The organism is Parabacteroides massiliensis (assembly GCF_900155425.1).
GTDB lineage: Bacteria > Bacteroidota > Bacteroidia > Bacteroidales > Tannerellaceae > Parabacteroides > Parabacteroides massiliensis.
This window is the reverse complement of the sequence record NZ_LT700192.1, coordinates 204,405-217,758: the sequence shown is the minus strand read 5'-3', so window position 1 is coordinate 217,758 and position 13,354 is coordinate 204,405. Positions and strand designations below refer to the sequence as shown.

The 13,354-nt window shown below is 45.5% G+C and carries 9 protein-coding genes; 3 read left to right on the top strand and 6 right to left on the bottom strand.

Annotated features, from left to right (window positions below; all coding sequences use genetic code 11):
* Positions 1–202: 202 nt before the first annotated feature.
* Positions 203–1,258, top strand: a complete 1,056-nt coding sequence (locus tag BQ9893_RS19615) for a 6-bladed beta-propeller (RefSeq protein WP_075967617.1) — start codon at positions 203–205, stop codon at positions 1,256–1,258.
* Between the two features lie 30 nt (positions 1,259–1,288).
* On the opposite strand, the gene BQ9893_RS19610 is transcribed toward BQ9893_RS19615, so the two are convergent.
* From BQ9893_RS19610 to pheT, 3 genes are all read right to left on the bottom strand, one after another.
* Positions 1,289–2,038: a hypothetical protein gene (locus tag BQ9893_RS19610; protein ID WP_075967616.1), complete on the bottom strand. Its 750-nt coding sequence runs from the start codon at positions 2,036–2,038 to the stop codon at positions 1,289–1,291.
* Between the two features lie 147 nt (positions 2,039–2,185).
* Positions 2,186–2,914: a YebC/PmpR family DNA-binding transcriptional regulator gene (locus tag BQ9893_RS19605; protein ID WP_075967615.1), complete on the bottom strand. Its 729-nt coding sequence runs from the start codon at positions 2,912–2,914 to the stop codon at positions 2,186–2,188.
* A gap of 38 nt (positions 2,915–2,952) precedes the next feature.
* Positions 2,953–5,415, bottom strand: a complete 2,463-nt coding sequence (pheT, locus tag BQ9893_RS19600; protein WP_075967614.1) for a phenylalanine--tRNA ligase subunit beta — start codon at positions 5,413–5,415, stop codon at positions 2,953–2,955.
* Between the two features lie 236 nt (positions 5,416–5,651).
* Here pheT and trmD point away from each other — a divergent pair, with 236 nt between their 5' ends.
* Positions 5,652–6,326, top strand: a complete 675-nt coding sequence (trmD, locus tag BQ9893_RS19595) for a tRNA (guanosine(37)-N1)-methyltransferase TrmD (RefSeq protein ID WP_075967613.1) — start codon at positions 5,652–5,654, stop codon at positions 6,324–6,326.
* Between the two features lie 8 nt (positions 6,327–6,334).
* Here the strand turns inward: trmD and BQ9893_RS19590 are convergent, their stop codons facing one another.
* Positions 6,335–7,213 (bottom strand): DUF5032 domain-containing protein, encoded by an 879-nt coding sequence (locus BQ9893_RS19590; protein ID WP_075967612.1) that lies wholly within the window; start codon positions 7,211–7,213, stop codon positions 6,335–6,337.
* 207 nt (positions 7,214–7,420) lie between these two features.
* Between BQ9893_RS19590 and xyl3A the strand changes: the two genes are divergently transcribed.
* Positions 7,421–10,027 (top strand): xylan 1,4-beta-xylosidase, encoded by a 2,607-nt coding sequence (xyl3A, locus tag BQ9893_RS19585; RefSeq protein ID WP_075967611.1) that lies wholly within the window; start codon positions 7,421–7,423, stop codon positions 10,025–10,027.
* Between the two features lie 48 nt (positions 10,028–10,075).
* Here the strand turns inward: xyl3A and BQ9893_RS19580 are convergent, their stop codons facing one another.
* Positions 10,076–11,050, bottom strand: coding sequence for a type I phosphomannose isomerase catalytic subunit (locus BQ9893_RS19580; protein WP_075967610.1), 975 nt, complete (start codon positions 11,048–11,050; stop codon positions 10,076–10,078).
* Between the two features lie 94 nt (positions 11,051–11,144).
* Complete coding sequence (locus BQ9893_RS19575) at positions 11,145–13,154, bottom strand: alpha amylase C-terminal domain-containing protein (RefSeq protein ID WP_075967609.1); 2,010 nt, start codon at positions 13,152–13,154, stop codon at positions 11,145–11,147.
* Positions 13,155–13,354: the final 200 nt, after the last annotated feature.

Sequence of the window (13,354 nt, the reverse complement as noted above, 5' to 3'; positions counted from 1 at the left end):
TCCACTCTCCCTAAACAAGGGGTATTCATCATGCACCAGACATAATTAGCTGTCCATCATTTTCTAATACACCGTAAATGTACCGATTTAATCGAAAAGAATAGCCAAGTATGAAGATAAAATGGATTTCTTGCAATAAACCGTTGTTTTTGTACGTTTATACAAAGAAATGGTTGGATGTTATTTTTTTATTTGAGATGAGATGAGAAAAACCTTTAATCTTTTATTTGTATGTCTGATCGCCTTATACGGCCGGATTGGATATCAAATAATCCATAACACCGATTTACCGCAATGTCAACCGGAAGGAAGCCTGTCAGATGTTGCCGAGGAGGTGATCGCTATTCCTTTGGAAACAAATAAACATTGTTCCTTGAAAAAGATCAGGATGATCAAGCGCGACCGGGAAGACCTCTTTCTCGTCAGCGATCGTCAACTTTACCATTTCAACAGTTCCGGCAAGTTTCTCGGACAAATAACAACACACCGGTCAGAAACAGGACAGCCGGTCGAATTGGCAGACTATGCAGTCGATCCCGTCCACGACCGCCTGATCGTTATCGGGACCGGACATGAGGTATATTATTACGACTACGACGGAAAACTCCTTTTTCAAAGCATCCTTCCTCAAGATGCTTCGTGGAAAACTTTCGGACATATAGCTTACTACGACAACCATCTGTGGGCGACAATCGACTTGATCAACTCCGAAAACGAACAAGCACCGACAGTCGAACAATGGCTCTACAAATTTGATCTCGAATTTAAAGAAGCAGGAAAACGCAAATTGGATGTAGCCGATTTAGGACGGATGGAAATCAACCACAAGACAGGTCCCGAAATAGCCGTCAAAGACGGACATGTTTATGTGCAGTCTCCATCCTTACAGCCGGCCCATATATTGAATGACACGCTCTATCTTATCTATAGCAACCAGTTGGACATCACGGAGGACTATGCACAGATCCTTCCTTTACAGATCGGGACACGCTTTTTGGTCTCTACCCATTACGATCCGACCTTACCGGAACATAGCTACACATTTTGTTACGACCAACAAGAGACAAAAGCCTATAACGTACAAGGTGGACTGGAAGACAATTTCTACAAGACAGGCAAGATCCCCGAACTTCAATCCATCGACCTTCAGAGCAATACCTACTGCTATTGCAAAAGTGGCAAAGAACTCGCCTACTCTTTTCCCCGCCGGACAAACAAAGACAATCCTGTCCTCTTTATAGTAAAAATGAAAGCCTGACTTTACTGCCAGGCTTTTATTTTTTAGAAATTAGAAAATCCGTCCACAAAGGCGTATCTTCATGACCGGATAAACAGTCAGTTTATCCACGATTTTAGAAAACGTATCGTCCGGATCGGCTTCAGCCAACAAATTGCCAATATTACCATAGTCCGTATAGACATCCGGTTTGCCTTGAAACTGGACGCCCAGTTCAAACATCACGCCAAGCCGTTTCTTCGGTACGGCACGGCCGAACCCCAAACCCACATACGGACGGAAACTCGAAACTTTCAAGCCACCTGACACATTACCGTTTTTGTCTACCGGAATCGTATAATCGCCGATAACGACACCGGCCTTATCGGCTTCGGCTACCAGTTCCTTCAATTCATCGCTATGTCCGTTTATCTTCAATAAAGTTCCTCCGCCAAAATAAGCGCCGGCAGTCAAAAAGAAAGAACCTTTTTTAAACGGATAATAGTTCACAAGTAATTCTCCGGAAACTCGCTTGATGTTTCCTTCCACATTGATCGTAGAGGGGACATTCACGCCTTCTGCCGCTTCCACTTCTACATCCACATCCGTATTCATGCTAAAATTCGGCATAAAGGAAAGGCCACCGCGCAAAGCAAAGTGGGAAGTGATGGGAGTTGCCACATTCACATCGACACCGATAGTACCGACACCCACACCAACTGCTAAAGAATTAAACAAATCCTTTTGGGCCATAACATCACTCATAACCACACTCGAAAAGGCCAACGAGATAACACAAAGTAGAGTTCTAATTCCTTTCATGATTTCTTAAAATTGTATTTGCATTAAAATAAAGTATGACAAAGGAAATAAGAATTTCCGACATAACTGCTGATATAGAATAAAAAAGAGAGTGTAAAGGTTATAGTTTTTACACTCTCTCTTTTTTATTCTATAACAATTACAGAATTAATCTTCACTTTCGTCTTCCTTCATATTGTGGAACACATTCTGAACATCCTCATCTTCTTCCAGCTTTTCAATCAATTTTTCAATCGATTCACGCTGTTCGGGAGTCACCTCTTTCACATCGTTCGGAATACGGACAAATTCGCTGCTGGTGATTTCATATCCATTTTCTTCCAGATATTTCTGAATAGCTGAATTTTGGGCAAATTCACCATAGAGAACCACTTCGTCTTCATCTTCATCCACTTCATCGACACCATAATCAATCAGTTCCAACTCAAGATCTTCCAACGACATGCCTTCTTTCTTCGCAATATGGAAAACACATTTATGCTCGAACAAGAACTCCAGACTGCCGGATGTACCCAAAGAACCGCCGTTCTTGTTGAAATAGCTGCGCACATTCGCAACAGTACGAGTCGTGTTGTCTGTTGCCGTTTCCACAAAAATGGCAATACCGAAAGGACCATATCCTTCGTAGTTCATTTCCTTATAATCGGTAAAATCCTTAGAAACAGCCCGTTTGATAGCACGTTCGACATTTTCTTTCGGCATGTTTTCTTTTTTAGCAGTCTGCATCAACACACGCAAACGCGGATTGTTCTCCGGTTCCGGTCCACCTTGTTTTGCTGCTATCGTAATTTCTTTACCCAACTTAGTAAATACACGGGCCATATTGCCCCAACGCTTAAACTTTCTCGCTTTGCGAAACTCAAACGCTCTTCCCATGATTTATGATCTCTATTTTTTAATTTTTAATTTTCAATTTATCTCAATTGTGCTCCTAATTTCTGTTCCAAGTTCGTCTGGATCTTTTTCATGATAGCGTCAATCTGCTTATCATTCAAAGTCTTTCCTTCATCCTGCAAATAGAAGCTGACAGCATATGATTTCTTACCTGCCGGCAGATTCTTTCCTTCGTATACATCAAACAAAGTAACGTCTTTCAACAGTTTACGTTCGCTCTCCGTCGCTATCTTTTCTATTTCGGCAAATTGAACGCTCTTATCCAACAACAAGGCAAGGTCGCGTTTTACAGCCGGGAATTTGGAGATTTCAGAGAAAGCCACCTTGTTTTTCTTGATTTCCTTCATCAACAGCGTCCAAGAAAATTCCGCATAATAGACTTCCGCATCAATATCCATTTCCTTGCATATTTTCGGGCTGACAATACCCATCGTACCCAACTGGCGACCGGACGAAGTCGTGATACTCAATCCTGCCGAATAGATATCGTTCGCCAGATTGCCGAAAATAACCTTCTGCAAGTTCACTCCGAGACGAAGCAGGATATTTTCCACATAGGCTTTCAGTTCGTAGACAGACGATTTTTCATTCGGATGCGCCCAGTTGTTATCCACACGGCTACCGCTCACCCACAAACCCAAACGATAATCTTCCGAGAACTCAGCCAATGTTTCATCTTCTTTCTTATGGTCGATATTGTAATCGTAGCAGTTCCCAAATTCAAAGAAACGGATATTACCATTTTTGCGTTTCGCATTATGTTCGATACTTTCCAAGCCACCGAACAGCAACGTCTGGCGCATGCAATTCAAATCGGCACTAAGCGGATTCATCAGCATCACACAATGAGAAACCGGATAAGTGGAAAGGTTGTCATAGTAAGCCGAACGGGTCAGCGAGTTATTCAGAATCTCATTGAAACCGCAACCGCAAAGCTGTTCGGAAATCAGGTTCTGCAATTTATAACTGCGATCGGTCGGAGTCTGATAGCTCAGGTTTGACTTCACATTGTCACTGAACTCCACGTTATTATATCCGTAAATACGAAGAATATCTTCGATCACATCGACATCACGCTGTACATCGATACGATATACGGGCACATCAATCACCAGGCCTTCAGTCGTTTCGGAAACAATCTTCATTTCCAGGCTATCCAAGATACTCTTGACCGTTTCAACCGGAATCACCTTACCGATCAGCGTATTGACCTTATTGTAAGCCAGTTCCACACGATACGGTGCAACCGGAGCCGGATAAACATCCTGAATGCCACCCGTAATCGTTCCACCTGCTACCTCTTGAATCAACAGGGCGGCACGCTTCATCACTTCGACCGTCTGATTCGGGTCCAGGCCGCGTTCATAGCGGAAAGATGCATCCGTGTTCAGACCGAAACGACGGGCTGTCTTACGAATCCAAGTAGGATGAAAAGTGGCAGATTCCAGAAATACATTCTTGGTTTGTTCCGTCACGCCGGAATCGAGGCCGCCGAATACACCGGCGATACACATCGGTTCTTCCACATTGCAAATCATCAGGTCACGGTCGGTCAACGTGCGTTCCACGCCATCGAGCGTCACAAACTTGGAGCCTTCCGTTGCCGAACGTACCACGACTTTATTACCTTTGATCTTATCGGCATCGAAAGAGTGTAAAGGTTGTCCTACGCCATGCAGGATGTAGTTCGTGACATCCACCACGTTATTAATAGGACGCAAGCCGATCACCTTCAAACGGTTCTGCAACCATTCCGGACTTTCCTTTACGGTCACGCCCTTGATCGTAATGCCTGAATAGCGCAGGCACGCTTCTTTATTTTCAACGACTACTTCGATAGCCGGAGTTTCATCATCAATCTTGAAAGCCTCCACACCCGGACGTTTCAAGTTGGCAGGCTTACCGTGTTGTTTCAGATAAGCGGCCAAGTCGCGAGCCACACCGAAATGAGAAGTGGCATCCACGCGGTTCGGCGTGATATCGACTTCCAGCACGTAGTCGCTCTTTACATTATAATATTCTTTGGCCGGAGTACCGACTACCACATCGGCCGGCAGTACGATGATACCTGCATGATCCGTCCCGATACCGATTTCATCTTCAGCACAGATCATACCGTTCGATTCAACGCCGCGGATTTTGGAACGTTTGATCGTAAAGCACTCGTCACCATCATACAATTTAGTACCGTTTACAGCAACGACCACTTTCTGTCCGGCTGCCACATTCGGTGCACCGCAAACGATCTGCAAAGGTTCCGCACCGCCTACATTCACGGTTGTAATGTGCAAGTGATCGGAATTCGGATGTTCTTCGCAAGTAAGAACTTCACCGATGACAAGTCCTTCCAATCCGCCTTTAATGGTTTGAACTTCTTCTACCCCGCCGGTTTCCAAACCGATAGAGGTTAGTGCTGCTGCTACTTCATCAGGCTGTAAATCAAAATCAAGATAATCTTTCAGCCAATTGTAAGATATATTCATCGCTTTAAAATTTATTCAGTAAAGAGACGGGGCCGTCCGGCCGACGCCAAATTGACGGACAAAAGTACAAATAATTATTTAATATGTAGAACAACAGCAAAACGAAAATAAGTTCCATACCCATGAAAGGATTGCTCCATGCCTATAAAACTAAAAATTCATGCCCAAGAAACTTTATTTTGCAAACTATTAGAAATCTCCTACATTTGCACCATAAATCTGAAATATACATTTATATGCGCATAGATATACTGACCGTACTTCCCGAGATGATCGAAGGAATGGTGAACTGCTCCATTGTGAAACGGGCACAAGACAAAGGTTTGGCTGAAATACACCTGCATAACCTGCGGGATTACACGACCAACAAATGGCGCCGTGTGGATGATTATCCCTTTGGAGGTGAGGCTGGTATGGTCATGCAGATCGAACCCATCGACCGAGCCATCTCGGCCTTGAAAAGCGAAAGGGATTATGACGAAGTGATCTACACATCGCCGGATGGGGAAACCTTCAATCAGCCGATGGCTAACAGCATGTCGATGCTGGACAACCTGATTATCCTTTGCGGACATTATAAAGGAATCGACTACCGCATCCGCGAACATCTGATAACAAAAGAAATATCCGTCGGTGATTATGTCCTGACCGGTGGAGAACTGGCAGCCGCCATCATCACGGATGCCGTCGTACGCCTCATCCCCGGAGCTATCGGCGATGAACAAAGCGCACTCTCCGACTCGTTCCAGGATGATTTACTGGCTCCTCCCGTCTACACACGGCCGGCCGATTACAACGGATGGAAAGTTCCCGAAGTCCTCCTGTCCGGACATCAACGCAAGATTGAAGAATGGCGCTTGCAACAAGCCCAGGAAAGGACTGCCCGACTGCGTCCCGATCTATTGAAGTAAATTGTTTTTCACTTTTGTTCCACCACAAAATTATAGATAAACGTATATTCATACATGTTTGTTTCCGCAGTAGCGCCATTTACGGGATTGATCTTTTCTTCAACCGTCATGCCAGTAATATAGTCGCCGGTTAACGTATAACGGAACGTATATTCGGCACAGATATCCGTTGCTTCGGAAACATTATACCAATAGGCACGGGCCGGCAAATTCTGATTCATCTTCCCATACAGCAGGTTAAGCGGAGAAATCATATCAAAACCAACCGGTTGAAACGAATTGACAACCCGGAACGGGAAGTTTTCCGGACGCAATTGAGAGTTATATTCATACGTAATCTCTTTCTGTGGCAGATAGGCATAACGTACCACGTTTCCATTCTCCCACGAATAGCGGTCCACTTCCCCCATTTCTCTCGTCTGATAGCCCGAACCGTTCTCATTCGGCCACTGGATAACTTGCGAAACCGATTTCAGCCAATTGGAGTTATAGGTGTATCTGTTTTCTACCGCCGTATACACCGCATTGCTCATGTACTTGTTTTCGGATTTTTCTTCCTTGCCCGCAATCATATTTCCACTCAACGTATAAACCGTATGGATAAACGGATTGGTCGGAGAGCCGTCGACCATCTTCACGCCGCTTACGGAAATCGTCTTGTCTACAATAATATAATTATCAGTGAACCGGTTTCCATCCATATCCAATACAATCCGATTGATTTGCTTGTCCTGGTCGTAAGTGATATCCGCATTAAAAAAAGCATTCCCGTTTTTCGTACATGCCACCCCCGTCAGTTTATTCAATTCCGGGACATACGGCTTATCATCACCTCCGCAAGACACAAGTCCTGCCACTATTAAAAGCATACTCAAAAGCTTCTTCATCTTATTTTCTCTTTATTATTATTCGACCTTACAAATGTAGAACATTTGCGAAAATAACGGACGAAGTAACCTATTTTAAGTAATTCTACTTGAAGAAATGCAAGTAAACCATTAGTTTTGCGGCATATTTTTCACAATAAACAGCTAATAACAAACATATTACAATAAGATAAAACGTAAAATATACAATATCTAAAATTTAATAACATGAGAATGAAACATCTGACAGTGGCAGCACTGACATTATTACTGTCTGTTTCCTGCAGTCAAAAACAAGAAGACTATCCGTTCCGCAACCCCGATCTCCCCATCGACGAACGTATAGACGATCTCTTAAAACGTCTGACGGCCGAAGAGAAAGTCGGGCAAATGATGAACACGACTCCGGCTATCGAACGCCTCGGCATTCCCGAATACGATTGGTGGAACGAAGCCTTGCACGGTGTCGCACGTGCAGGAAAAGCGACCGTCTTTCCGCAGGCAATCGCAATGGCTGCGACTTTCGATGACGAAGCCCTGTACAAGACATTCACGATGGTGAGCGATGAAGCCCGCGCCAAATACCATCAGTATCAAAAAGATAAAGAATACGATCGCTACAAAGGCCTGACCTTTTGGACACCGAACATCAACATTTTCCGTGATCCTCGCTGGGGCCGCGGCATGGAAACTTATGGAGAAGACCCGTACCTGACGGAACGAATGGGCGTGGCCGTAGTGAAAGGCTTGCAAGGAGACGATCCGAAATACTTCAAGACACATGCTTGCGCCAAGCATTATGCAGTCCATAGCGGACCGGAATGGAATCGCCACGAATTTGACGTCACGGTGACACCTCGTGATTTATGGCAAACCTACCTGCCGGCTTTCGAAGCCTTGGTAAAAGAAGGAAATGTACAGGAAGTCATGTGTGCCTACAACCGCTATCAAGGCAAACCTTGTTGCAGCAGCGACAAACTGCTCATCGACATCCTCCGGAACAGTTGGGGATATGAAAACATCATTCTTTCCGACTGCGGTGCGATCAACGACTTTTGGCAAAAAGACGAGCGCACGCCTCGCCACGAAACACATCCCGATGCGGAAAGCGCCTCTGCCGACGCCGTCCTGAACGGCACAGACCTGGAATGCGGCAACAGTTACCGGGCTTTGATCAAAGCTCTGAAAGACGGGAAAATATCTGAAAACGACCTGGATGTTTCCCTCCGCCGCCTGTTGAAAGGGCGTTTCGAATTGGGTATGTTCGACCCGGACGAACGGGTTCCATACGCTCAAATCCCATATAGTGTGGTGGAAAGCCCCGAACATGTGGCACAAGCACTCGATATGGCGCATAAGAGCATGGTGTTGCTGAAGAACAAGAACAACACGTTGCCGCTGAGCAAGACAATCAAGAAGCTCGCCGTCGTCGGGCCGAATGCCGCCGACTCAACGATGCTTTGGGCAAACTACAACGGTTTCCCGACACATACCGTAACGATACTGGAAGGACTCCGCAACAAAGTTCCCGATGCTGAAATAATCTACGAATTGGGCTGTAATCATGCCGCCGATTTCGTAATCCAGGACCTGGGCAGCCACATCACCTCACCTGCCGGACAGGGATTCGCATCCGAATTCTTCAACAATACGGAATTCGAGGGCGAAGCCGTTTACAAAGGCCTGGCAAGCCAATTGCATTATACGACAGGTGGAAACACGCAGTTCGCACCGAATGTAAACCTGACAAACTTCACGGCTCGTTTCACCGGCGAGTTTGAAGCGCCTGAGACAGAACAGGTCGAGATCAAATTGTCGGGAAACGACGCTTTCCGCCTCTTCATCGGAGATGAAAAAGTCGCCGAAGTATGGGAAAACGAATATGGAGCAGAAAAAACATATATGCTGAATGCGGAAAAAGGGAAAAAATATCCCGTCAAGATCGAATATATGCAACGCATGGGTAGCGCCGACCTCAATTTCCAGATCGGTACGCGGCGACCTGTCGATTATGCCGCCACAGCCGCCAAAGTCAAAGATGCGGATGTGATTGTCTATGTCGGAGGTATTTCTCCTCGCCTGGAAGGTGAAGAAATGCCGGTCTACGTGGAAGGATTCAAAAAGGGAGACCGCACCAATATTGAAATACCGAAAGTACAGCAAGAAATGGTAAAAGCACTGAAAGCAACGGGCAAACCTGTCGTTTACGTGCTTTGCACAGGTAGCGCATTGGCTTTAAACTGGGAAAATGCCAACGTCGACGCCATTCTGAATGCCTGGTATGGCGGACAGGAAGCCGGAACAGCGGTTGCCGACATCCTGTTTGGCGACTATAACCCGTCAGGACGCCTGCCGGTCACATTCTATAAATCGATCGACCAGTTGCCTGACTTCGAAGATTACAGCATGAAAGGACGTACTTATCGCTATATGACCCAAACACCGCTTTATCCGTTCGGATACGGTTTGAGCTACACGAACTTTGCCTATCGGAATGCGAAGTTGTCTTCCACCAAGATAGCCAAAGACCAGCCCGTCACACTGACATTCGACATTGCCAACACCGGCAAAACGGATGGTGATGAAGTCGCACAAGTCTACATCAAAAACCCGAACGATCCGGAAGGGCCGATCAAGGCGCTGAAAGCATTCTTGCGTGTACACGTAAAAGCCGGCGACAGCCAGGAAGTCAACCTCAAACTGACTCCCGAAGCCTTCTACTCTTTTAACGACAACACGCAAACGATGGAAGTTCGCCCCGGAAAGTATCAGATTTTATATGGTGGCTCATCCAGCGACAAGGATTTGCAGACATTGGAGATGGAAATCGAATAAAAAAAGGCGGTTAAAAACCGCCTTTTTTTATTATTTGCAAATGATGATTTATCCAATATATGTTTCCATAAACTTGGCACCCGGAACCGGAGAAATCGTCACGACATCCGTATCAGCCGGAATCAGGACCGTTTGTCCCTGGTGAATATAAATTTCATTGCCTTTATTGTCACGGATAGACGCTTTACCTTCCATACAGATATAAACCACAAAAGAATCCAGTTCGGAGAAATCACGGACCATGATCGTATCTATATCCAACAGATTAGTTGTAAAATACTTACAGGCGGCAAGCTCCACTGTCGCATTCGTATGTGCTTTGTAATGGGTGCGGTAGTCCGGATACAAGGTGTAGTCGATCGCATCCTTTGCCAGTTCGGTATGCAGTTCGCGCCCTTTACCGTCCGGTCCTTTACGGTCGTAATCATATATACGATAGGTGATATTGCTCGTTTGCTGGATCTCAGCAATGAAACAACCGGCTCCGATCGCATGCACGCGCCCTGCAGGCAGGAAGAAAACATCGCCCGGATTCACCTCGTAACGCTGTAGCACGTCCATGAACGTATTGTCCTTGACACGTTTCACATATTCGTCCGCATCGATCTGCTTTGAAAAACCGGAATATAAGCCGGCGCCTTTGGTTGCATTGATCACATACCACATTTCTGTCTTACCGAAAGAGTTATGGCGTTTCTTTGCCAGTTCGTCATTCGGATGAACCTGGATAGACAAATCATCACGTGCATCGATAAACTTGATCAACAAAGGGAATGTGGTACCGAACCGTTCGGCTACCTTTTCACCCAGCAGTTGTTTGCCATATGTACGGATCAGTTCATCCAGCGTTTTACCCTCGAGTTCGCCATTATCGACGACGGAATAATTACCCTCCACATGTGAAAGTTCCCAACTTTCGCCGATGCCTTCCTGCACCGGAGTGATACCCTTAAACGGGCAGATTGCAGAGCCTCCCCAGATAATCTTCTTGAGGATAGGCTTAAATGTCATTGGATATAACATATTGATTTATGATTTTTGATTTATGATTTATCAGGTTTATGATTTATAATTTATGATATGATCAACACACAAATCACAAATTATAAATCATAAATTATTTCACTTTCCGAAGAACGACAGCGCTACGTGCCGGGATGTATAATTTGAGCCATTCTTTTTTCTCTTTTTTATACAACGGGTCGAATTGGGTGAAATGGTGAATGGAATCGTCCGCGAGTCCGAACCCTCCGAAGCGGGTGGCATCGGTATTCAACACCACTTCATATTCGCCCTTAGGCACAAGGAAGCCATAATCGGTAAACGATTTTGTCGGGCTGAAATTGAACACGAACACCAGTTTTTTTCGCATGTAAGCCAGAATCTGGTCTCCATCGTTATCCCAGACTTTCAGTATCGGAGTGGCCTGGAAGTTTTTCACGCTACGGATCAACTCCAACATTTCGCGGTCGAAATCGCCTAAGAAATGATATTTCAAATCCAGGTTGTCGACCAAATTCCATTGACGGCGTGCATACTTATGCGACCAGCCATTTCCTTCACGCGGGAAATCAATCCATTCCGGATGACCGAATTCATTCCCCATAAAGTTCAGATAACCTCCATTGATAGTGGTGGCCGTAACCAGGCGGATCATTTTATGCAAAGCCACACCGCGTTCCACCACCAAACTATGATCGTCTTTCTGCATATGCCAATACATGTCGGCATCGATCAGACGGAAGATGATCGTCTTGTCGCCCACCAATGCCTGGTCATGACTTTCGGCATAGCTGATTGTCTTTTCATCGGCACGGCGGTTCGTTGTTTCCCACCAGATGGAAGAGGGATGCCAGTCTTCGTCTTTCTTTTCCTTGATCGTCTTGATCCAATAATCAGGGATATTCATTGCCATACGGTAGTCGAAACCATAGCCGCCATCTTCATATTTGACAGCCAGCCCCGGCATTCCGCTTACTTCCTCGGCAATCGTAATCGCGTTCTTATTGACTTCGTGGATAAGCTTATTAGCCAACGTCAGGTATGCAATGGCATCACCATCCTGGTGGCCGTTAAAATAATCACTGTAATTGCAGAATGCCTCACCCAGCCCATGGCTGTAATAGAGCATCGAGGTCACGCCATCGAAACGAAACCCGTCGAATTTATATTCGTCCAGCCAGAACTTGCAGTTCGACAACAGGAAATGAAGCACTTCATTCTTTCCATAATCGAAACAGAGGGAATCCCATGCAGGATGCTCGCGACGGGCACCGCCCAAGAAATACTGCGTGTAGGACCCGTCAAAACGTCCGAGGCCTTCAACTTCGTTCTTGACCGCATGGCTATGGACAATATCCATAATCACGGCAATCCCCATGCCATGAGCTTCGTCTATCAACTGCTTCAGTTCTTCCGGCGTACCGAAACGGGAAGATGCAGCAAAGAAACTGCTGACATGATAACCGAACGAACCATAATAAGGATGCTCCTGGATAGCCATGATCTGAATGGCATTATACCCTTCCTTTGCTATACGGGGCAACACCAGGCGGCGAAATTCGTCGTAGCTGCCGACTTTTTCTTCATTCGAAGCCATACCGATATGGCATTCATAAATCAGCAAAGGAGAAACATTGGGCTTGAACCGCTTATGTTTAAACACATACGGTTTATCCGGATTCCATACTTGCGCACTGAATATTTTGGTGTTTTCATCCTGAACAACACGCCGTATCCATGCTGGAATACGTTCTCCGCTGCCGCCTTCCCATTCAACCAGAAGTTTGAACAGGTCTTCATGGTGCAACAAATCTTCTGCAAGCATGATCTCCCAAATGCCATTGCCCAACCGTTGCAACTTATACCGGTCGTCTTTCTTCCATCCGTTGAAAGTTCCGATCAGGTACACAGCGGTTGCATTGGGTGCCCACTCACGAAACACCCATCCATCCTTTGTTTTATGCAATCCGAAGTAAAGATATCCCGAAGCCATTTCCGACAACGTCTGTCTGCCGTTACCCGTCAGGCTCTTTTCTTTGTTTACCACGTATTGATACCGTCCTTCTATTGCCTCCTTATAGGGGGCCAGCCAAGGGTCATTCTTTATTAGACTTAGCGACTCCATGATTTATTGAGATTGGTTTCGCACAAAGATAGAAGAAAAAACTTACATATATACAAAAAGTCCGGATACTTTCCCTTTTTCAAAAAGATATAAACTCTCCATCCTCAGAGTTCCACCTTCTGCTCGCATCCACTATCTTCCATGATTCGGCTTATGTTTACTTTACAGAGGCTTTCACCTTCTTTTTTTCTGTGGAAACC